The following is a 20,329-nucleotide window of genomic DNA, read 5'->3' as shown; positions in this document are numbered from 1 at the left end:
TCAGGTCGACCAGCGCTTCTGCGGCTTCTGCGTGGTCTTGATGTCCACCGATTTCTTCACCACCGGGCGTCCGGTCTGTGGGTCGGTGTCGACCATGTCCTCGAGCCCGATGTCCTTGACGTCGTCGCCGGTTTCCTTTTCCAGGTTCTCGAGCACCGCGCCGACTTTCTTTTCCGCCTCTTTCACTTCGGATTTTTCATGGTTCATCGACAACTCCGGCTATTCTGTGGTCGACCGATTCTCCACATCGCCGGGCGGTCGGCTGTCAGGGTCGAAGACCAAGCCGGTGTCGTCAAAGACGCCGTGTCGTCGCGCTGCCGCGGGGCAGCAACCCGGCCGTTGCCCGGTTTCACATCCTCGAAGGAGCCATCATGAGAAAGACGTCCCTCGCCGGCCTGGCCGCAGCCGCGGCCATCGTGCCTGCCATGCTGTTTTTCGCCACGCCCTCGGCCAATTCGCAGGGCCCGTCGCTGCGCGCGAATCCGAGCTTTCAGGTGATCGGCGCCTCGGCCAGCGGCAACGCCAGCACGGCATGGTTCCACGATCCGTCGACCGGCCGCGCGATTGCCTGCCAGACGGTGGTCACCGCCGCGAGCGGCCTCACCGGCATGCAGTGCGTTGCAGCCAAGCTCCCTCAAGAAACACCGTGATGCTATCTTTTGAATAGCACACAACGCCGATGGAGAGCGCGCGTGCGCCCCAAAACGTTCAAACCGACATCTTGAACCGCGCCGCCAGCGCATCGGCCGCGGCCACCAGCAAGTGCAGATCGCTACCCACGCCGACCATGGTCGCGCCCTGTTCCAGGTAAGGCTCGCCCTTGCCGTCCACCGTGAGGATGCCGACCGCCTTGCCCGCGGCCTTGCCGATGGCGATGGCCTTGCTGATCGCCGCCTGCACCACCGGATGGCCGGGCTGGCCGCGGTGGCCCAGGCTGGCCGCCAGGTCCGACGGGCCGATGAACACCGCGTCCACGCCAGGCACGCGGCAGATGGCGTCGAGTTCTTCCAGCGCCTCCCTGGATTCGATCTGCAGCACGAGGGCGATCTCGTCGTTGGCACGCGCCATGTAGTCCTTGTAGCGCGTGTAACCACCGCCGCGTGTGCTGCCGGCCACGCCGCGCAGGCCTTCGGGGGCGAAACGCGTGTACGACACGGCCTCGGCCGCCTCGGCCGCGCTGCGGATGTTGGGGATCATCAGGTTCGTGGTGCCGGCGTCGAGCAGGCGCTTGACGTCCGCCATGTCGTTCGACGGCACGCGCACCACGGCGGCGCTCGGCGTGCCGCGCAGGGCCAGCAACTGGGTGCTGATGGTGTCGAGGTTGCTCTGGGTGTGCTCCATGTCGAGCAGCAGCCAGTCGAAGCCCGCATGGGCCAGCGCCTCGACAGTGGGCAGGAAGGCGAAGTTGCACCACAGGCCGATCAGCGGGCGGTTGGCGGCGAGGGCTTGTTTGAAGGTGTTGGTGGGGAGCGAGGTCATGGTGGTCTCTTTGTTCTTGGCCATTCATCAGGGCATCAACTGGCCGCCGTTGACTTCGAGAATCTGTCCGGTGACGTAACCCGCCAAGGTCTCATCCGCCAGGAACAGGTAAGCCCCGACACAGTCGTCTGGCGTACCGGTACGGCCCATCGGAATGCTCTTGCGTGCGCCTTCGAGTTGTTCGGGGCTGGAGTTGCGCACATGGAAATCGGTGAGGATCACGCCGGGCGCAACGCCGTTCACGCGCACGCCGTGCGGCGCCATCTCGCGCGCGAGGACGCGGGTCATGGTGCTGACGAAGGCCTTGGCCGAGCCGTACAGGCCCACACCTTCACCGCCGCCGGTGCGGGCCGCGATCGAGGTGGTGTTGATCATGCAGCCGGATTTGGCCGTGCGCATCACCGGCGCGGCAGCGCGGCAGATGGCGAAGGCGGCGTGCACGTTCAGGCCCATCACGCGGTCGTAGTCTTCGTCGCTGGCCTGCTCCAGCGCGCGCCGACCGAACATGTCGCCCGCGTTGTTGACCAGCACGTCGAGGCCGCCGAACGCTTCCGCGGTCTTCGCAATCAGCGGATTGGCCACGCTGCGGTCCTGCAGATCGCCGCCGAGCGTGATGGCCGTGCCGCCGGCGCTGCGGATGGCCGCGGCTACCGTCTCGGCACCGTCGCGGTTGTGGGCGTAGTGCACGGCCACCCTGGCGCCGAGGCTGCCGAAGGCCACGGCCACGGCCGCACCGATGCCCGAGCCGGCGCCCGTGACCAGCACGCGCTTGCCCTCGAACCGAAGTGTTTTTGAAAAGTCCGTCATGCCGATGTCTCCGATGTTGTGGTGGATGAATTCTTCGTGCGGCGCAGGCCTTCGACCAGCGTCATCGCGTAGTTGGCGGCGTCGACCATGCTGTCGGCGCTGGCGATGCCCTTGCCAGCGATGTCGAAGGCCGTGCCATGGTCCACCGAAGTGCGCAGGATCGGCAGGCCGAGCGTGATGTTCACGCCGCTGACCGCATTCCAGGCGCCGGTGGCCGGGTCGATGGAAAAGCCAAGCAGCTTCACCGGGATGTGGCCCTGGTCGTGGAACATGGCGATCACCGCGTCGAACTGGCCGGCGCGCAGCTTGATGAACACGGTGTCGCCGGCCCACGGCCCCGTGACCGCATGGCCGGCGGCCGCATATTCGGCGACGATGGGCGCGATGATCTCGCCGTCTTCCTTGCCGAGGATGCCGCCCTCGCCCGCATGCGGATTGAGGCCAGCCACGGCGATGCGCGGGCGCTCGATGCCGAGGGCGCGCAGGGCGTCCAGCGTCACGTCGAGCACGCGGCGCAGCCGCACCGGCGTGAGCCGCTTGGGCACTTCGGACAGCGGGCAATGCGTGGACACGTGGCTCACGCGCATGCCGCCGTGGGCCAGCATCATCACGCCATCGCGCATGCCGGTGAGGTGGGCCAGCATCTCGGTATGGCCTTCGAACGGGTAACCGGCCAGGTGCAGCGCCTCCTTGCACAGCGGCGCGGTCACGATGGCGTCGATCTGGCCGGCCTGCGTCATCTGCACGGCGCGTTCCACGGCCAGGTAGGACCACTTGCCGGCCGCGGCCGTGACCTGGCCCACGGGCATGTCGCCCTCGACCGGGCCGACGTCGATCATGGTCAGCGGCGCCGCGTCGAGCTTCAACAGCTCGGTGGCGCGTTGCAACGCCGCACCGCTGCCGAACACCTGCAGTTCGACACGGCCCTGCTGCACCAGATCGCGCATCTGGTGCGCGGCCTTGACGATGATCTCGGGGCCGATGCCGGCCGGGTCGCCCATGGTCAGGGCCAGGCGGATGGGTTGCTTCATGCGGTGTGTTCCTTCTCGGTCGAGGTGACCGTCAGCGTTGCCAGTAGTGCGGAGAGATCGTCCGGCGCGCCAAAGGCCCCCGAACGCGAATAACAGGTCACGCCATGCCACACGCCGCCCTGCAGCCGCGCCGCGCCCCAGCCGCCGCGCGGGCCGGGGCCGGCCTGCAGGCCTTGCACACCGGCGGCACGGCACAACGCGAGCAGCGTGTCGCCGCCGACCACGACCAGGTTGTCGGGACGCGGCAGGGTGGCGACCAGGCGACGCGTGTGTTCGCGCAGCGCGGCCTCGGCCGCCTCGGCGGGGAGCGGGTGTGGGCTGGCCAGGTCCTCGCAGCGCACGCCGGTGGCTTCGAGCCTCTGCAACTGGCCGCGCAGCACCGGATGTCGGCTGGCGGTGACGAGGTGGGTCAGGCCGGGGCTGGAACCGCCTCCCGCGAGCGGCGCGTGTTCCGCCTGCCGTGCGAGCGCCCAGGCCAGGCCGGCGCTGCCGCACCACAACCAGCGGTCGGCATCGATGGCGCTGGCCAAGGACGCGAGCCGGGCCAGATCGGCATCGCTGGTCACGTCCGGCATCAACACGCCGCCGGAGGGCAGGCCATCCGGCGGCTGGCAGAGGTGCACAGCAAGCCCCAGGCTGGCAAAAGCATCCGGCAGGCGAATGGCATCGGTCGGCACGCCCGGTGCGTGCGGCTGGCCCACCCAGTGGTGTCCGTTGCGCGTGAAGCGGCCCTGCGCGGGAAAAGCCGGCGCGAAGACCACACCGTCGAAGCCGCCATGGCGCAGCAGCCAGGCGACCTCGGCCAGGCTGTTGCCGCGCAACAGGCTGTCGACCTTCTTGAACGCGCGATGGCCGGGCCCGGTGAACCATGGCAGGCAGGCCTGCAGCATGGCCGCCATGCCCCCGAGCGCCAAGTCGCGCGTGCCGGTGGCCACGGCCTCGACCGGCCCGACGCCGAACACGGAAGGCGGCGCGAGGTACACCGGCACATCGCCCCGGCCACAAAAGGCGGCGGCCGTGTCGAGCGCACCGGTGAGGTCGTCGGCGAGGATGCGCCAGCGCCGATCGGAAAAGCTCATGCCACCGAGACCTGCGTGACCTGGATGCCGGCCTGCACCAGGTTTTCGAGCGCGGGCGCGGGGATGCCGCTGTCGGTGATCACCTCGCCGAATTCCCCCAGCGCACAGATCGTCATGAAGGCGCGCGGGCGGAACTTGGAAGCGTCCACCAGCAGCCGCCGCGTGGTGGCGGCCTGCATCAGCGCGCGCTTCACGGCGGCGACCTCCGGGTCGGTCTCGGACAACACGCCGTCGGTCACCGCGTGGGCGCCCATCAGCAACACGTCGGCGCGGATCTGGCGCGCGCCGCTCAGCACCTCGTCGCCCATCAGCGTATTGCTGCCCTTGCGCAGCATGCCGCCGAGCACGTGCACGCGGATCAGCGCGCTGGTGCCGAGCAACTGCGCCACGGCCAAGTCGTTCGTCACGGCCACGAGTTCGATGCGGCGTTCGAGTGCGGCGCGAGCGGCTTCCATCACCGTGCTGCCGCTGTCGAAGATCACGCTCTGCCCCGGCGCCAATCCGGCCGCGGCGGCATAGCCGATGGCGCGCTTCTCGCGCGGCGACAACTCGGCGGCCGCCGCCGGGTCGGGCTCGAAGGTGCTGTAGTGCTGCTGGCGGAGCAGCGCGCCGCCGTGGGTGCGGTCGAGCACGCCATCGGCCTCGAGCACGTCGAGGTCGCGGCGCAGCGTGGAGACCGAGGCGTCCATGGCCTGCGCGAGCTGCTGCAGCGTGACCGCACCATGCCGGCGCAGGAAGTCGACGATGCGGTCGCGGCGCTGTGCAGGCAGCAGCGACACCACGGCAAGCTGAGGTGATGGGGCAGAAACTGTCATGACGGATGGTAGATCTTGCTAGGGTATTCACGGATGAACACCCCAATCTAGCAAATATGTGTTGATTGATTTTGGTAGATTGTGGAAGAATTTGGACAAGGTTGCAAGATTCGATTTCGCAACCCCGCAACGCCGACCGTACGGGCTGGCGTCCAAAAACGAAAACACCATCAGGAGACCCGGTTCATGGCGACACATCGCACCCCTTCCCTCACAGGCCGCCGCGGCATCATCGGCGCGCTGGCTTTGGCCGCCGCCGCAGCCAGCCTGCCGGCCCTGGCGCAAGCCCCGGCCTACCCCAGCAAGCCCGTCACGCTGATCGTGCCCTACCCCGCCGGCGGCGCCAACGACGCGGTCGGCCGCCTCGTGGGGCAAAAGCTCGCCGAGACGCTGGGCCAGCCGGTGATCATCGACAACCGGCCCGGTGCCGGCACCACCATCGGCGCGGCCATGGCCGCACGCGCACCGGCCGACGGCTACACGCTGGTCCTCGGCTCGCTGGCCAGCAACGCGGTGAGCCCGCACCTGATGCCCAACCCGGGCTACGACGCGCTCAAGGATTTCGCCCCGATCGGCCTGATCGGCGTGGCGCCCATCGTGGCCACGGTGAACAAGGATTCGCCCTACACCTCGCTCAAGTCACTCGTCGATGACGCCAAGAAGCGCCCCGGCGACGTGATGTACGGCTCGGCCGGCAATGGCTCGCCGCTGCACCTGGCCGGTGAACTGTTCAACCAGGCCGCGGGCATCAACATGACGCACGTACCGTACAAGGGCGGCAACGCCCACACCATGGATTTGATCGGCGGCCGTCTGTCGGTGATCTTCGACACCACCACCGCGGCCATGCCGATGATCAAGGGTGACAAGATCCGCGCCATCGCCGTGTCCTCGCCCACGCGCCTGCCCGACCTGCCCAATGTGCCGACCTTCGCCGAAGCCGGCTTCACCACTTTCGAAGTGCAGGGCTGGTACGCGCTCTACGCGCCGGCCAAGACGCCGGCCGACATCATCGCGCGCCTGAGTGCCGACCTGGGCAAGATCATGCAGATGCCCGAGGTGGACAGCAAGCTCAAGGCGCTGGCCGTGAAGCCCTCCTACGGCACGCCGCAGGAACTGGGCGCATTCACAGTGGCGGAATTCAATAAATACGGCGCGGTGATCAAGGCAGCGAACATCAAGGCGGAGTGACGGCTACCGCTGACCCCAACCGCGCGAAAGCATGCACTGGCTAAGCGATGAGGCCGACCATCAGGACAACCGTCAAAGAGCGTGGCGTGAACAGCAAATGACGCGTGAACGGCAGGTAGCGCCAACCACCGCCTTCACACATGCTGCGCAAATGGGCCCTCATCGCCTTTGCGCGCTTGCCGTCGGCCAGCAGCGAGCACGCCGAGTCGTGCCAGAATGCGCTGCGCTTGCGCCGGATCAGGTGGCGAATGTGCTTGGGCACATCCGCCGCCATCATGCGGTTGTACAGATCAAGATACGCTTTCTCGTACGCTTTCGACTTTGACAGGGAGTCGGGCGTGTCGTGAATTCTGAAGGTCCGTAGCCGCGTTGCATGGATCGTCTTCCCTTGCTGCGCCAGCCGAAATGCAAGCCAGGTCCACTCCCCATACGGTTGGCTGTCCGAAAAGAAATCCACCCCGATCGAAGCGGTCCGATAAAGGGCGTTTGCGCTGTTGAGCCAGCCAAAGTTCATCAAGGTCTCGAAGGGGTCGAGGTCGACCCGGGTGAAGCGCCAGAAGAACAGGCTGTCCGTCCCGTCGTCGTGACGGCGATAGCCGTTGGTGACAATGACGTCTTCGCCCGACGCCTCGAGCAGGAAACGCTTTGCGTCGGTCCCGCCCGGCAGGTATTCGTCGTCATCGTCCAGAAACGAGAAGTAAGGCGTCTCGACGAGTTCGCGGCCTCGCCGTATCGCCTCGGTGAGGGATGGCGCGGGCAGACAGTCGACGATCACGTCCGGCTGCTCGAACAACCAGCGCACCGTCGCAGGGTCCTTGCGCTGCCCGTTGATCACGACAATGATGTTGACCGGCAACGCCGAAGATGTGCGTATCGACGCCACCGCGCGACGCAGCGATGCTGCCCGGTTCGGTGCCGCCATGGTGGCAATGATGACCGTGACCGCCGGCGTTTTGTCTCCGTCTTGATGGGCGAACTCCATGAGGTTCCTCTTTTTTCGGGGTTGTATCCATCGGTATATGGACGCTACTGTCCCAGAGGTCCATCGGCAGGGGAAGCGACATTACCCTTAGTCGCCGGACAAGACGGGCTTGCAACCGCTCTACTGCAGATGCGCATGCCGCGCAAACAACTCAGCCGCCCAATCCACGAAAGAGCGCACCTTCGCACTCAAATGCCGGTTCGGCGGATACACCACGTAGATCGGCACCGGCTTGGTGGTCCACTCCGGCAGCAGCTGCACCAGGGCACCGGTTTCCAGATGCGGCGCGGCCATGAAGGTGACGAGTTGCGTCACGCCGAGCCCGGCCAGCGCGGCTGCCATGTAAGCGTTGCTGTCGTTGACCGCAATGCGGTGCTGACCGTCGAGCGACACGGTCTCGTCGCCCTTCTCGAATTCGTTGGGGAACATGCGGCCCGTGCGCGGCGAGAAGAAGTTGACCATGCGGTGCTCGCCGCCTTCCAGGTCGTGCGGGTGCTGCGGCGTGCCGAAGCGGCGCAGGTAGTCGGGCGAGGCCACGGTGACGAAGGGCAGGTTGCCGATGCGCCGCGCCACGAGTGACTGGTCGGTGAGCTCGCCGCCGCGGATCACGCAGTCCACGTTGTCGCCGATCAGGTCCACCGGCCGGTCGCTCACCCCCATGTCGAGCTGGATGTCGGGGTAACGCGCGAAAAAGGTGGAAAGCGCCGGGATGATCAGCAGGCTGGCGACCGACGAGCCGACGTCCACGCGCAGCCGGCCCTGTGGGTTGGTCTGCGCGTTGCCCATGCTGGCTTCCAGCTCGTCCAGATCGGCCAGCAGCCGCGCCGTGCGTTCGTAATAGGCCGCGCCGTCGGCCGTGACCGTGACGCGCCGCGTCGTGCGGTTGAGCAACTTCACGCGCAGACGCGCTTCCAGGTGCTGGATCTGCTTGGTGACGGTGGCCTTGGGCAGGGCCAGCGAATCGGCCGCGCGCGTGAAGCTGCCTGCCTCCACCACCCTGGCGAACACACGCATGGTCAGAATCTGGTCCATGGAACTTTCCTTGTTTTCTTTCGCTCACGCCGCCCACGCGGAAGGGTCCGGGCCTCCCGCCAGGACGAAGCGAATGTTCTCATGCAAAAGCCGATCGATTGTTGGCAAATTGGAAACAGAGAACTCGCGGAGTTGCTCTTTATCGCGACGATCAGGCCCTCTACATTTCAATACACCGTAGGACCAATGGAAAACCCCATGTCACCCCGCTCCGCCTCAGCCACATCGCCCCTCGTCATCGAAGAAAAGAACGCGTGCATTGCCGTGGGCAAACGCGCGCCGATGGACGTGCGCATGTACGGCAAGAAGCTGCCTGGCGGCAACAAGCCGCTGGTGGTGCATTTCCACGGCGGCGCCTTCGTCAAGGGCGACCTGGACAGTGGCAGCACCGTGGCCCGCATGTTGGCCGACGCAGGTGCGGTGGTCGTCTCCCTGGCCTATCCACTGGCACCGAAGAACCCCTTCCCCGATGGCGTGGAAGCCGGCTACGACGTGTTGGAGTGGGCCTACAAGAACCGGGTGAAGCTCGCCGGCCAAGGCGCGCGCGTGTTCCTGGCCGGTGAGGAAGCCGGTGGCAACATCGCCGCGGCCGTGGCCGTGATGTCGCGGGACCGCGGCCATCCGCCGCTGGCCGGGCAGATCCTGCTGTCGCCGATGCTCGACCCGTGCGTGGGCACGCCCTCGTTGCGCAACGCCATGGCCGACGCCACGAGCTGCAAATGGTCCGAAGGCTGGCAGCAATACCTGCGCTGCCCGATGGACGCAGAACATCCCTACGCCGTGCCCGGCGGTTCGCGCCGCCTGGCCAACATCGCGCCGACGCTGGTCTTGAGCGGCCCCGACGATCCGCTGCGGGACGAGGCCAAGGCCTATGCCGAACGCCTGCGCGGCGCCGGCATCGACGTGACCTACAACGTGTTGTCCACCGCCCAGAACTGGCCCGAAGCACTGACCGAGCCCGTGGTCGGCGAATGCGCCTGCGGCGTGGCGGTGAAACAGCAGTTCCGCGAATTCTTCGCAGTCACAGGCCAACCAGTCGAGCCCGCAGAGCCCGACGGCCCGGCACCCGCCAGAGCGGCCCCATTCCCAGGTACAGCCCGAGACAAGGGGAAGGCCGGCAGCCGCGACCGTCCGGACGACGGCCGGCCAGGCAGCTCATAGCCGGCCCGCACGCCCTCCTCCACCGCCGCTGAAAGCCCGCCAACGCCTGTCGACTGGCCGGGCCAGGCCGCCGCATTGCCCGAATCCTTCCGTTTTATTTCTCGACCTTCAAGGAAACACCATGACCTCCCATCTTTCCATCACCTCCCGCGGCGCGCTATGGACCACCGCCGCCGCCGTCACCGCCGTTGCGGCGGCCATCACCATCGTGTTCGGCATGCAGAGCACGGCAGCCGTTGCCAGCCTGGCGCCGGCCGCACCGCCGGCGATTCCCGTCTCCGTGGCCACTGTGGCCGAGAGCCAGGTCAACGCGTGGGACGAGTTCTCGGGCCGGCTCGAAGCCGTGGAGCGTGTCGACGTGCGCTCCCGCGTGGCCGGCGCCGTGCAGGCCGTGCATTTCCGCGAAGGCGCGCTGGTGAAGAAGGGCGACCTGCTGATCACCATCGACCCAGCTCCCTATGCGGCCGACGTGGACCGCGCCGAAGCCCAACTGGCCGCCGCCCAGGCCCGCGCCACCTACTCCGCGAGCGAGCATGAGCGCGCCAAGCGCCTGTGGGACGAACGTGCGATCGCCCAGCGCGAACTCGACGACCGCGTGAACACCCTGCGCGAGGCCGAAGCCAACCTGCGCGCCGCGCAGGCCGCGCTGCAGACGACCCGGCTGAGCCTGGGCTACACGCAGGTGCGCGCACCGGTGTCGGGCCGCGTCGGCAAGCTCGAGGTCACCGTGGGCAACCTCGTATCGGCCGGCCCCGGCGCACCGGTGCTGACCACGCTGGTGTCGGTCAGCCCGATCTACGCGAGCTTCGACGCCGACGAAGGCGTGGTGGCGCGCGCATTGAAGAACACGCAAGGCAGGGATGGCAACGACATGCATGCGCTGGAAAAGATCCCGGTGCAGATGGGCACCTCGGCCAGCAGCGACACGCCATTCACCGGGAAGCTGCAGTTGGTGGACAACCAGGTCGACGCCAAGAGCGGCACGGTACGCGTGCGCGCCGTGTTCGACAACAAGGACGGCAGCCTGATGCCGGGCCAGTTCGCGCGGCTGCGCATGGGCCAGGCCAAGGCCGAACCCGCGCTGCTGGTGAGCGAACGCGCCATCGGCACCGACCAGGACAAGAAGTTCGTGATGGTGGTGGGCGCGGACAACACGGTCGCCTACCGCGAGGTGCAGCTCGGCGCCTCGGTGGGCGGGCTGCGCGTCATCAACAAGGGCCTGAAGGCGGGCGAGAAGCTGGTGGTCAACGGCCTGCAGCGCGTGCGGCCCGGTGCGTTGATCGCGCCGCAGGAAGTGCCGATGGACTTGAAGGCACAGGCGGCGACCACCGCCGTGGCGAAGTCTTGATCGGGCTTGCAACACACTGCACCCACGTCGCTCCGTTGCCCCGAATCAGCCGTTAACCCCCGTTCGCCCTGAGCCTGTCGAAGGGCCTTGTCCGGCCAGCCCGCGCTGGTCGAAGAAGGAGGCTTCGACAGGCTCAGCCCGAACGGATTTCCGGCCACCGGTTTTCGGGCCGACCAGCCGTATGGACTCCTGAGGAAACACTATGAATCTCTCCAAATTCTTCATCGACCGCCCGATCTTCGCGGGTGTGCTGTCGCTGCTGATCCTGATCTCGGGTCTGCTGGCGCTGCGCGCCCTGCCGATCTCGGAATACCCCGAAGTCGCGCCGCCGCAGGTGGTGGTGCGCGCCACCTATCCCGGTGCCAACCCCAAGGTGATCGCCGAGACGGTGGCCACGCCGCTGGAGGAACAGATCAACGGCGTCGAAGGCATGCTCTACATGGGCAGCCAGGCCACGACCGACGGCGTGATGACGCTGACCGTGACCTTCAAGCTCGGCACCGACCCCGACAAGGCGCAGCAACTGGTGCAGAACCGTGTCTCGCAGGCCGAGCCGCGCCTGCCCGAGGAAGTGCGCCGCCTGGGCATCACCACCATCAAGAGTTCGCCCGACCTGACCATGGTGGTGCACCTGGTGTCGCCCAACAACCGCTACGACATGACCTACCTGCGCAACTACGCGGTGCTCAACGTCAAGGACAGCCTGGCACGCATCCAGGGCGTGGGCCAGGTGCAGATCTTCGGCGGCGGCGACTACGCGATGCGCGTCTGGCTCGATCCGCAGAAGGTGGCGCAGCGGGGCCTCTCGGCCAGCGACGTGGTGGCGGCGATCCGCGGCCAGAACATCCAGGCCGCCGCGGGTGTGGTCGGTGCTTCGCCCGGCCTGGCTGGCGTGGACATGCAGCTTTCGATCAACGCCCAGGGCCGCCTGCAGAGCGAGGAAGAGTTCGGCGACATCATCGTCAAGACCAGCCCAGACGGCGCCGTGACCCGGCTGCGCGACATCGGCCGCCTGGAAATGGGCGCGGCCGACTACTCGCTGCGCTCGCTGCTGAACAACGACTCCGCCGTGGGCATGGGCGTGTTCCAGTCGCCCGGCTCGAACGCACTCGACATCTCCTCGAACGTGCGCAAGACCATGGCCGAACTCGGCAAGAACATGCCTGAGGGCGTGGAGTTCCGCATCGCCTACGATCCGACGCAGTTCGTGCGCGCCTCCATCGAATCCGTGGTCCACACCCTGCTCGAAGCCATCGCCCTGGTGGTGCTGGTGGTGATCCTGTTCCTGCAGACCTGGCGCGCTTCCATCATCCCGTTGTTGGCCGTGCCGGTGTCGGTGGTGGGCACCTTCGCCGTGCTGCACATCCTCGGCTTCTCGATCAACGCGCTCTCCCTGTTCGGCCTGGTGCTGGCCATCGGCATCGTGGTGGACGACGCCATCGTGGTGGTGGAGAACGTGGAGCGCAACATCGAGGCCGGGCTTTCCCCGCGCGAGGCCACCTACCGCGCCATGCGCGAGGTATCGGGCCCGATCATCGCCATCGCCCTGGTGCTGGTGGCGGTATTCGTGCCGCTGGCCTTCATCAGCGGCTTGACCGGCCAGTTCTACAAGCAGTTCGCCGTCACCATCGCCATCTCCACGGTGATCTCGGCCATCAACTCGCTGACGCTGTCGCCCGCGCTGGCCGCCCTGCTGCTGCGCGGCCACGATGCGCCCAAGGACGCACTGACGCGCTTCATGGACAAGACGCTGGGCTGGCTGTTCCGCGGCTTCAACAAGCTGTTCAGCCGCGGCTCCGAAGCCTACAGCGGCGGCGTGAAACGCGTCATCGGCCGCAAGGCGCTGATGATGGTGATCTACCTTGCGCTGATCGGCGTGACCTTCGGCCTGTTCAAGGCCGTGCCCAGCGGCTTCGTGCCGGCGCAGGACAAGCAATACCTGATCGGCTTTGCGCAGTTACCCGACGGCGCCACGCTGGACCGCACCGAGGACGTGATCAAGCGCATGGGCGACATCGTCAAGAAGAACCCGAACGTGGAAGACGCCATCGCCTTCCCCGGCCTGTCGATCAACGGCTTCACCAACAGTTCGAACTCGGGCATCGTGTTCGCCACGCTCAAGCCCTTCGCCGAGCGCAAGCGCGCCGACCAGAGCGGCGGCGCCGTGGCCGGCCAGTTGAACCAGGCCTTCGGCAGCATCCAGGACGCCTTCATCGTGATGTTCCCGCCGCCACCCGTGGCCGGCCTGGGCACGACCGGCGGCTTCAAGCTGCAACTCGAAGACCGCGGCGGCCTGGGCTACGACGAGATGGACAAGGCCGTGAAAGCCTTCATGGCCAAGGCCTACCAGACGCCCGAGCTGGCCGGCATGTTCACCAGCTGGCAGGTCAACGTGCCGCAGCTGTACGCCGACATCGACCGCACCAAGGCGCGCCAGCTCGGCGTGCCGGTGACCGACATCTTCGACACCATGCAGATCTACCTCGGCAGCCTGTACGCCAACGACTTCAACAAGTTCGGCCGGACCTACAGCGTGCGTGTGCAAGCCGACGCGCCCTACCGCGCCCGCGCCGAAGACGTGGGCCTGCTCAAGGTGCGCTCGAGCTCGGGCGAGATGGTGCCGCTGTCGGCGCTGATGAAGGTCAACGCCAGCTTCGGCCCGGAACGCGCCATGCGCTACAACGGCTACCTCGCCGCCGACATCAATGGTGGCCCGGCGCCGGGTTTCTCCTCGGGCCAGGCCCAGGACGCGATCAACCGCATCGCGGCCGAGACGCTGCCCAAGGGCATGAGCTACGAGTGGACCGAACTCACCTACCAGGAAATCCTGGCCGGCAATTCCGCGTTCCTGGTGTTCCCGCTGGCGATCCTGCTGGTGTTCCTGGTGCTGGCCGCGCAGTATGAAAGCCTGACGCTGCCGCTGGCCATCATCCTGATCGTGCCGATGGGCATCCTGGCGGCGATGACCGGTGTGTGGCTCCACGGCGGGGACAACAACGTGTTCACGCAGATCGGGCTCATCGTGCTGGTCGGGCTGAGTGCGAAGAACGCGATCCTGATCGTGGAATTCGCCCGCGAGCTCGAGTTCGCAGGTCGCACGCCGATCCAGGCGGCCATCGAGGCCAGCCGGCTGCGTTTGCGCCCGATCCTGATGACCTCGCTGGCCTTCATCATGGGGGTGCTGCCCCTGGTGCTGTCCACCGGCGCCGGCGCGGAGATGCGCTCGGCCATGGGTGTGGCGGTGTTCGCCGGGATGATCGGCGTGACGGCCTTCGGCCTGTTCCTGACACCGGTGTTCTACGTGCTGATGCGCCGCCTGGCGGGCAACCGTGCGCTGAAGCTGCACGGCACCGAGCCGCACACCGAAGAGGCTTTTGTGTCGGCGCATCCAGTCGTGCACGGCGGCGGCGGTGGTTCGACCCACCCGCTGCCCGCGGCACCGCTGAAGGCGCTGGAATAGAGCCAGCCCATCGAATCCCCCGTTCGCCCTGAGCCGGTCGAAGGGCCATGCCAACCAACCACAACCGTTCGGGCTGAGCCCGTCGAAGCCGCCTCGCCCCTCGCGCGCAGGCCCTTCGACAGGCTCAGGGCGAACGGAGATGGGGCCCGCAACCCACGGCTCAGACAACAACCGCTTCCGGAGAACCAAAATGCATCTCTTCTCGAAAATCTACCGCCCCGCGCTCGCGCCGTTGCTCGCCGCTCTGGTGCTGGCCGGCTGCGCCACGGCCCCCGCCGTCGATCCGGTGGCCATCGCCGCCGCGCCCGCCGCCTTCAAGGAAAACCCCGCGACGAACCCGGCGCAATGGGTGCAGTCAGCACCCGCCGAAGCCCGCGACCGCGGCACCTGGTGGCGCGTGTTCAACGATCCCACGCTTGACGCCCTGATCGAGCGCGCCAGCCAGCAAAACACCAGCATCGCCGAAGCCGCATCACGCCTGCGCCAGGCCCAGGCGCTGGTGAAGAACAGCGAGGCCGATCGTTCGGTGCAGCTCGGCCTCGGTGCTGGCGCACAGCGCCAGGCTGGCGCCAACACCACCAATGGCAGCACGCCGGCCAAGCTGTTCACGGCCGAAGCGCAACTGTCGTATGAAGTCGACCTGTTCGGCCGTCTCGCCAAGGCCACCGACGCCGCAAGCCTCGACGCACAAGCCAGCGCCGCGCTGCTGCAAAGCACGCGCCTGCTGGTGCAGGCCAATGTGGCGCAGACCTATCTCGCGCTACGCGCCACCGACGCCGAACGCGCGCTGGTGCGTGAAACCGTGGCCGCCTACCGTGACACGCTGAACCTCACCCAGCGCCGCTTCAACGCGGGCGACGTGGCCGAGTTCGACGTGGCGCGGGTCACCACCGAGGTCGCGTCCACCGAATCCGACGCGCTGGCGCTCGACCGACAACGTGCCACGCTGGAACACGCGCTCGCCGTGCTGGTCGGCGATTCGGCCTCGCAGTTCAGCCTGGACAACCTGGACAACGCCGAATGGCGCGCCACGCTGCCGACCATCCCGGCCGGAGTGCCGGCCACGGTGCTCACGCGCCGCCCCGACGTGGCCGCCGCGCAGAGCAGCCTGCTGGCCGCGCAGGCCCGCGTCGGCGTGGCCCAGGCCGCATGGTTCCCGAGCGTGTCCCTCACCGCGGCCGGCGGCTTCGCCTCGCCCGACATCGGCGACGTGTTCAAGTGGTCGGCCCGTGCCTGGGGCATCGGTGCGCTGCTGTCGCTGCCCATCCTCGACGGCGGCCGGCGCGAGGCCGGCGTGCAGTCGGCCAGCGCGCAGCTCGATGGCGCCACCGCCGCCTACCGCGGCCAGGTGCTCACCGCGTTCCAGGAAGTCGAAGACCAGCTCGCCTCGCTGCGCCTGCTGGCCCAGCAGACCCAGGCGCAGGACCAGGCCGTCGAATCGGCCACCCGTGCCACCCGGCTCTCGGACGCCCGCTACCGCAACGGCTACATCAGCCAGCTCGATCTGCTGGACGCGCGCAGGAGCGAGCTGCGCAACCGGCGCCAGGCGCTGGGCGTGCGGTCGGCGCAGTACCAGTCGACGGTGGTGTTGATCCGCGCGCTCGGCGGGGGTTGGGACGCGGGGATGAAGACGGGTGCGGAGACCGGGACCGGAGCGGTCGCGGTAGCTCAGACCAACACGCGGTAATAGAGCACCGTGTCGCACAAACCACCTTCCGGCCACAACGCATAGCCCGGAATGGTGCCGCAGCGCTGCCAGCCGCTGCGCTGGTACAACCGCTCGGCGTCGTCGCTGGCGGTGTCGAGCACCAGCAGGGTCTTGCCGCATTCGAGGGCGAGGCTTTCGGCGGCCTTCATCAGCCGCTCGCCCAGGCCGTGGCGGCGGGCGCGGCGGTGCACCAGCATCTTCGACAGGTCGGCGCGGTGCGGCTGGTTCTCGGGTTGGGCCAGCACCAGGTGCACGGTGCCGACGATGGCACCGCACGCGTCCTCGGCCACCAGCAGCGCGCGCGCTCCGTTGGCGGCGTCTTCGGCGACACCGCGCCAGAAGGCCACGGCCTTGGCCATCGACAGCGGCCGCATGAAGCTCACCGAGGCCCCGCCTTCGACGGCGTCGATCAGCAGCTCGGCGAGGGACTGCAGCTGAGGCTCGGTGACCATGGTCAGGCGACGGACCGTGGGATGCGGAGAAGGGTTGGACATGGCTGATGCGAAGGGCCGCTGACCGCCGTATCGTACCTGTGCCGCGGCGCGCCGAACGAGGCCCTTCGACGGGCTCAGGGCGAACGGCGTGGTATCAGAACGCTGCCGGCCGCCATTTCAGCAGGCGCTTCTCCACCCGGCTCAGCAGGTAGTCCGCGGCCAGCGCCACCACGGCCAGCACGATCATCGCGGCGAACACGCCACTGGCGTTGAACGCGCCCTGGGCCGTGGCGATCAAGAGGCCGATGCCTTCCTTCGCGCCGAGGAACTCGCCCACCACCGCGCCGACCAGGGCAAAGCCGAAGCTCACATGCAGGCTGGCCAGGATCCACGACATGGCGGACGGGATCACCACTGCGGTGGTCAGCTGGCGGGGCGAGGCGCCGAGGATCTGCGCGTTGGCGATCATGTATTTGTCGGCCTCGCGCACCCCCTGGAAAGCATTGCCGAACACCACGAAGAACACCATCACCACGGCCAGCGCGACCTTGGAGGCCATGCCCAGGCCGAGCGCGATGACGAACACCGAACCCAGCACCACGCGCGGGATCGAGTTGGCGATCTGGATGTAGAGGCTGAACACGTCCGACAGCAGCTTGTTGCGCCCCAGCAGGATGCCGCAGATCACACCGGCGATGGAGCCGATCAGGAAGCCGAGCACGGTCTCCTCCAGCGTCACCAGCACCTGCTGCCACAGCGGACCCTGCGAGGTGCCGTCCTGCACCCATTCGACGATCTGCGCCCAGATCATCGACGGCATGGAATAGAAGAACGGGTCGATGACCTTGTAGCGCGCGGCCAGCTCCCAGCCGCCGAGCACGACCACCAGCACGACGAGGCGCAGCGCGATGATCATGTGGCGGCGGCGGCGGATGGCGGCCTGCGCGATTTCGGATTCGCGGGCCAGGGCTTCGTCGCTGAGCGAGGCGGGCAAGGCGGCGTTGAGAGGGATGGTGGTGGTAGCAGTCATGCGATTCTTTCTATGAGGTGCCAAATCCCCTCCGTTCGTCCTGAGCTTGTCGAAGGACTCACTTCAGGCCCTTCGACAGGCTCAGGGCGAACGGGTAGGGAGAAATGGCAAGATGCTCAGTTTTTCAGGTCGTCCCAGATGTGCTTCGAGAGCTCGACAAAGCGCGGCTCGTAGCGCACTTCCGACATCACGCGCGGGCGCGGCATGTCGATCTCGTACACGCGTTTCAGCGTGCCGGGCCTGGCCGACAGCACGAACACCCGGTCGGCCAGGGCGATGGCTTCTTCCAGGTCGTGGGTGATGAACACCACCGAGCCGCCCGTCCCACCCCAGAGCTGCAGCAACTCGTCCTGCATGATGGTGCGGGTCTGCATGTCGAGCGCCGAGAAGGGCTCGTCCATCAGCAGGATCTCGGGCTGGTTGATGAAGGTCTGCGCCAGCCCGACGCGCTTGCGCATGCCGCCCGAGAGCTGGTGCGGGTAGTGCTTGCCGAACTTGCCCAGGCCCACGCGGTCGATCCAGTCCTGCGCCATGGCCATGGCTTCCTTCTTGGGCTTGCCGCGGAACAGCGGGCCGGCGGCCACGTTGTCTTCCACGTTGCGCCAGGGGAACACGGCGTCGGCCTGGAACACGAAGCCGATGCGCGGGTCGATGCCGGTCACGGGCTTACCCATCACCTTGACGGTGCCCACCGTCGGCTTGAGCAGGCCGGTGATCATGTTCAGCGTGGTCGACTTGCCGCAGCCCGTGGGGCCGACAATGGCGACGAACTCGCCGCGCGCCACCGCCATGCTGAAGTTGCGCAGCGCCACGGTGGCCTGGCCGTCCTGCGAGATGAAGCGCAGCGAGACATCCTGGAATTCGATGGCCGGCGTGGCCAGGGCATCGGCGGCTTCCCCGGCGCCGGCGGGCAGATCGTTTTTCATGGCTTGGCCGTCAGGAAAGCGTTGGTGTAGGTCTTGCTCAGGTCGATGTTCTTGCTCTTGACCTGCGGCTTGTAGGCGGCCAGCACCTTGAGCACGGTTTCCGGGCCGCCGGCGGGCATCTTGCCGTCGGCGGTGAACATCGGCAGCGAGGCCTTCAGCGCCTCCACATACAGCGCCTTGTCGCTGCCGTAGTAGTCGCGCGGCACGAGTTCGGTGATCTGCTCGGCACTGTGCGTCTGGATGTAGGCCATGGTGCGCGCGAAGGCGTGGGCCAGCTTGGCGGCCTGCTCCTTGTGCGCGTTGGCCCATTCGTTCTGCACGTAGAGGCTGGCCGCCGGGTACAGGCCGCCGATGGCCGCCTGCGTGCCGGATTCGGTGCGCAGGTCGACCAGCACCTTGGCGTCGCCGGTCTTGAGCATCTGCGACACGGTGGGCTCGGTGGTCATGCCGCCCTGGATGCGGTCCTGCTTCATGGCCGCGACGAAGGTGTTGCCGGCGCCCACGGGCAGCAGCGAATAGTCCTTGGAGGCGATGCCGGCGCGGTCGGCCAGGTAACGCGTGAGGAATTCGGTGGACGAGCCCAGGCCGGTCACGCCCAGCGTCATGCCCTTGGCGTTGGCCATGCTCTTGAAGGTGGCCGAGGCCTTGGTGGAGACCAGTTCCACCTCGCCCGGCACCTTGCAGAACACGGCGATGGCTTCGATCTCCTTGCCCTTGCTCTGCAGGTCGATGGTGTGGTCGTAGAAGCCCACCACGCCCTGCACGGCGCCGGCGATGAGCTGGTTCTCGGCGTCCACGCCCGCGGGCTGCGACTGCAGTTCGACGTTCAGGCCTTCGTCCTTGAAGTAACCCAGCGCCTCCGTGAGCTTGGCTGGCAGGTAGATGATCTTGTTGATGCCGCCGACCATGATGGTGATCGGGGCGTCGGCGGCCTGCGCCAGCGGTGCGGCCACGGCAAAAGCGGTGGACAGGGCGGCGGCCAGCAGGGTGCGGCGTGAAGCGAACATGAAGTCTCCTGACGGGTGAAGATGACCCGTGCGCAGGATGCGGCGGGTTGAAGGCAGTTTAGAAATCGGCATCCTTCGGCCAGCTTTCGCTGCAGTGCAACATTTCTAGAGGTAAACCCTGATCCTTAGAATCGTCCGACGCCGCACACCATGAAACTCCTGCTCATCGAAGACAACCCCGAACTCGCCCACTGGCTGGCCAGCCTGCTGCGCGAGCAGGACTTCGTGGTCGACCACGTGGAAGACGGCGATGCAGCCGACCGTCTGCTGCAGCAGGCCGGCTACGACGTGGTGCTGCTCGACCTGAACCTGCCGCAGCTCTCCGGCAAGGGCGTGCTGCGCCGGCTGCGCGAACGCGGCGACACGGTGCCGGTGATCATCCTCACCGCTTCGGCCTCGCTCGACCAGAAGGTGCTGTGCCTGGAGATCGGCGCCGACGACTACCTGGTGAAGCCCTTCGAGGCGCGCGAGCTGGTGGCGCGCATCAAGGCCCTGGTGCGCCGGCAGATGCCGGGCAAGGCCAACGATCTCGCCTGCGGCGACCTGCGCTACGACCTGCGCACGCGCCAGTTCACGCTGGCCGGCGTGCAATTGCCGCTGCCGCCGCGCGAGCGCACGCTGCTGGAGACGCTGATCCTCAAGGCCGGCAGCACGGTCTCGAAGCAGGTGCTGATCGACAGCGTGTTCGGCCTCGACGAAGAGGCCAGCGCCGATGCGGTGGACATCTATTTGCACCGGCTGCGCAAGAAGCTCGAAGCGAGCCAGGCCACCATCATCACGCTGCGCGGCGTGGGATACCTGCTGCGCACCCGCGAGGAATGAGCACAGCACCGCCCGCG

At 67.3% G+C, this 20,329-nt stretch carries 19 protein-coding genes; 7 read left to right on the top strand and 12 right to left on the bottom strand.

The genetic code is table 11. The annotated features are described in order from the left end of the window. Positions 1–207 carry a hypothetical protein gene (locus tag RD110_RS05600; protein WP_076197476.1) on the bottom strand — a complete coding sequence of 69 codons (207 nt, stop codon included), beginning with the start codon at positions 205–207 and terminating at the stop codon, positions 1–3. Between the two features lie 164 nt (positions 208–371). Between RD110_RS05600 and RD110_RS05595 the strand changes: the two genes are divergently transcribed. Then, entirely contained in the window at positions 372–650 is a 279-nt protein-coding gene (locus RD110_RS05595) for a hypothetical protein (protein WP_076197468.1), read from the top strand. Positions 651–708: 58 nt separating this feature from the next. Here RD110_RS05595 and RD110_RS05590 read toward each other — a convergent pair whose 3' ends face one another. The 5 genes from RD110_RS05590 to RD110_RS05570 are packed head-to-tail and all read right to left on the bottom strand — an operon-like array spanning position 709 to position 5,211. Continuing rightward, complete coding sequence (locus RD110_RS05590) at positions 709–1,479, bottom strand: HpcH/HpaI aldolase family protein (RefSeq protein ID WP_076204435.1); 771 nt, start codon at positions 1,477–1,479, stop codon at positions 709–711. Between the two features lie 27 nt (positions 1,480–1,506). Further along, on the bottom strand, positions 1,507–2,286 hold the full coding sequence (locus tag RD110_RS05585) for an SDR family NAD(P)-dependent oxidoreductase (RefSeq protein ID WP_076197467.1): 780 nt from the start codon (positions 2,284–2,286) through the stop codon (positions 1,507–1,509). After that, positions 2,283–3,317, bottom strand: a complete 1,035-nt coding sequence (gene pdxA, locus RD110_RS05580) for a 4-hydroxythreonine-4-phosphate dehydrogenase PdxA (RefSeq protein WP_076197466.1) — start codon at positions 3,315–3,317, stop codon at positions 2,283–2,285. Before pdxA ends, RD110_RS05585 begins: the two co-directional genes overlap by 4 nt. Next, positions 3,314–4,396: a four-carbon acid sugar kinase family protein gene (locus RD110_RS05575; RefSeq protein WP_076197465.1), complete on the bottom strand. Its 1,083-nt coding sequence runs from the start codon at positions 4,394–4,396 to the stop codon at positions 3,314–3,316. The genes pdxA and RD110_RS05575 overlap by 4 nt, the downstream gene beginning before the upstream one ends. Beyond that, positions 4,393–5,211, bottom strand: a complete 819-nt coding sequence (locus RD110_RS05570; protein WP_076197464.1) for a DeoR/GlpR family DNA-binding transcription regulator — start codon at positions 5,209–5,211, stop codon at positions 4,393–4,395. The genes RD110_RS05575 and RD110_RS05570 overlap by 4 nt, the downstream gene beginning before the upstream one ends. 186 nt (positions 5,212–5,397) lie before the next feature. Between RD110_RS05570 and RD110_RS05565 the strand changes: the two genes are divergently transcribed. Beyond that, the gene (locus RD110_RS05565; RefSeq protein ID WP_076197463.1) at positions 5,398–6,402 is read left to right on the top strand and encodes a Bug family tripartite tricarboxylate transporter substrate binding protein; all 1,005 of its coding nucleotides are present in this window, start codon (positions 5,398–5,400) and stop codon (positions 6,400–6,402) included. A 40-nt stretch (positions 6,403–6,442) separates the two neighbouring features. On the opposite strand, the gene RD110_RS05560 is transcribed toward RD110_RS05565, so the two are convergent. After that, on the bottom strand, positions 6,443–7,384 hold the full coding sequence (locus tag RD110_RS05560; RefSeq protein WP_076197462.1) for a glycosyltransferase family 2 protein: 942 nt from the start codon (positions 7,382–7,384) through the stop codon (positions 6,443–6,445). 120 nt (positions 7,385–7,504) lie between these two features. Beyond that, positions 7,505–8,416 (bottom strand): LysR family transcriptional regulator, encoded by a 912-nt coding sequence (locus RD110_RS05555; protein WP_076197460.1) that lies wholly within the window; start codon positions 8,414–8,416, stop codon positions 7,505–7,507. Positions 8,417–8,614: 198 nt separating this feature from the next. Here RD110_RS05555 and RD110_RS05550 point away from each other — a divergent pair, with 198 nt between their 5' ends. The 4 genes from RD110_RS05550 to RD110_RS05535 all read left to right on the top strand — a co-directional run bounded on the left by RD110_RS05550 (position 8,615) and on the right by RD110_RS05535 (position 16,072). Then, on the top strand, positions 8,615–9,577 hold the full coding sequence (locus RD110_RS05550) for an alpha/beta hydrolase (protein ID WP_083686635.1): 963 nt from the start codon (positions 8,615–8,617) through the stop codon (positions 9,575–9,577). A gap of 121 nt (positions 9,578–9,698) precedes the next feature. Further along, entirely contained in the window at positions 9,699–10,925 is a 1,227-nt protein-coding gene (locus RD110_RS05545; RefSeq protein ID WP_076197455.1) for an efflux RND transporter periplasmic adaptor subunit, read from the top strand. Between the two features lie 202 nt (positions 10,926–11,127). Next, complete coding sequence (locus tag RD110_RS05540; RefSeq protein WP_076197453.1) at positions 11,128–14,385, top strand: efflux RND transporter permease subunit; 3,258 nt, start codon at positions 11,128–11,130, stop codon at positions 14,383–14,385. A 190-nt stretch (positions 14,386–14,575) separates the two neighbouring features. Further along, the gene (locus RD110_RS05535) at positions 14,576–16,072 is read left to right on the top strand and encodes an efflux transporter outer membrane subunit (protein ID WP_083686111.1); all 1,497 of its coding nucleotides are present in this window, start codon (positions 14,576–14,578) and stop codon (positions 16,070–16,072) included. Here the strand turns inward: RD110_RS05535 and RD110_RS05530 are convergent. The 4 genes from RD110_RS05530 to RD110_RS05515 form a co-directional block, all read right to left on the bottom strand. Further along, entirely contained in the window at positions 16,054–16,587 is a 534-nt protein-coding gene (locus RD110_RS05530) for a GNAT family N-acetyltransferase (RefSeq protein WP_076197448.1), read from the bottom strand. The genes RD110_RS05535 and RD110_RS05530 overlap by 19 nt on opposite strands. 94 nt (positions 16,588–16,681) lie before the next feature. Beyond that, positions 16,682–17,557, bottom strand: coding sequence for an ABC transporter permease (locus tag RD110_RS05525; RefSeq protein WP_076197446.1), 876 nt, complete (start codon positions 17,555–17,557; stop codon positions 16,682–16,684). Between the two features lie 116 nt (positions 17,558–17,673). Further along, positions 17,674–18,483 (bottom strand): ABC transporter ATP-binding protein, encoded by an 810-nt coding sequence (locus RD110_RS05520; RefSeq protein ID WP_076197444.1) that lies wholly within the window; start codon positions 18,481–18,483, stop codon positions 17,674–17,676. Then, positions 18,480–19,490, bottom strand: a complete 1,011-nt coding sequence (locus RD110_RS05515; RefSeq protein ID WP_076197442.1) for an ABC transporter substrate-binding protein — start codon at positions 19,488–19,490, stop codon at positions 18,480–18,482. Before RD110_RS05515 ends, RD110_RS05520 begins: the two co-directional genes overlap by 4 nt. Positions 19,491–19,640: 150 nt before the next feature. Here RD110_RS05515 and RD110_RS05510 point away from each other — a divergent pair, with 150 nt between their 5' ends. Then, positions 19,641–20,312, top strand: a complete 672-nt coding sequence (locus tag RD110_RS05510) for a response regulator transcription factor (RefSeq protein ID WP_076197438.1) — start codon at positions 19,641–19,643, stop codon at positions 20,310–20,312. Positions 20,313–20,329: the final 17 nt, after the last annotated feature.

Source organism: Rhodoferax koreense (genome assembly GCF_001955695.1).
Lineage (GTDB): Bacteria > Pseudomonadota > Gammaproteobacteria > Burkholderiales > Burkholderiaceae_C > Rhodoferax_B > Rhodoferax_B koreensis.
This window is presented reverse-complemented; position numbering and strand designations above follow the sequence as displayed.

Coding starts and splice junctions, on each gene's coding strand:
- RD110_RS05600 (WP_076197476.1), bottom strand. CDS start 207: ATGAACCATGAAAAATCCGAAGTGAAAGAGGCGGAAAAGAAAGTCGGC.
- RD110_RS05595 (WP_076197468.1), top strand. CDS start 372: ATGAGAAAGACGTCCCTCGCCGGCCTGGCCGCAGCCGCGGCCATCGTG.
- RD110_RS05590 (WP_076204435.1), bottom strand. CDS start 1,479: ATGACCTCGCTCCCCACCAACACCTTCAAACAAGCCCTCGCCGCCAAC.
- RD110_RS05585 (WP_076197467.1), bottom strand. CDS start 2,286: ATGACGGACTTTTCAAAAACACTTCGGTTCGAGGGCAAGCGCGTGCTG.
- pdxA (WP_076197466.1), bottom strand. CDS start 3,317: ATGAAGCAACCCATCCGCCTGGCCCTGACCATGGGCGACCCGGCCGGC.
- RD110_RS05575 (WP_076197465.1), bottom strand. CDS start 4,396: ATGAGCTTTTCCGATCGGCGCTGGCGCATCCTCGCCGACGACCTCACC.
- RD110_RS05570 (WP_076197464.1), bottom strand. CDS start 5,211: ATGACAGTTTCTGCCCCATCACCTCAGCTTGCCGTGGTGTCGCTGCTG.
- RD110_RS05565 (WP_076197463.1), top strand. CDS start 5,398: ATGGCGACACATCGCACCCCTTCCCTCACAGGCCGCCGCGGCATCATC.
- RD110_RS05560 (WP_076197462.1), bottom strand. CDS start 7,384: ATGGAGTTCGCCCATCAAGACGGAGACAAAACGCCGGCGGTCACGGTC.
- RD110_RS05555 (WP_076197460.1), bottom strand. CDS start 8,416: ATGGACCAGATTCTGACCATGCGTGTGTTCGCCAGGGTGGTGGAGGCA.
- RD110_RS05550 (WP_083686635.1), top strand. CDS start 8,615: ATGTCACCCCGCTCCGCCTCAGCCACATCGCCCCTCGTCATCGAAGAA.
- RD110_RS05545 (WP_076197455.1), top strand. CDS start 9,699: ATGACCTCCCATCTTTCCATCACCTCCCGCGGCGCGCTATGGACCACC.
- RD110_RS05540 (WP_076197453.1), top strand. CDS start 11,128: ATGAATCTCTCCAAATTCTTCATCGACCGCCCGATCTTCGCGGGTGTG.
- RD110_RS05535 (WP_083686111.1), top strand. CDS start 14,576: ATGCATCTCTTCTCGAAAATCTACCGCCCCGCGCTCGCGCCGTTGCTC.
- RD110_RS05530 (WP_076197448.1), bottom strand. CDS start 16,587: ATGTCCAACCCTTCTCCGCATCCCACGGTCCGTCGCCTGACCATGGTC.
- RD110_RS05525 (WP_076197446.1), bottom strand. CDS start 17,557: ATGACTGCTACCACCACCATCCCTCTCAACGCCGCCTTGCCCGCCTCG.
- RD110_RS05520 (WP_076197444.1), bottom strand. CDS start 18,483: ATGAAAAACGATCTGCCCGCCGGCGCCGGGGAAGCCGCCGATGCCCTG.
- RD110_RS05515 (WP_076197442.1), bottom strand. CDS start 19,490: ATGTTCGCTTCACGCCGCACCCTGCTGGCCGCCGCCCTGTCCACCGCT.
- RD110_RS05510 (WP_076197438.1), top strand. CDS start 19,641: ATGAAACTCCTGCTCATCGAAGACAACCCCGAACTCGCCCACTGGCTG.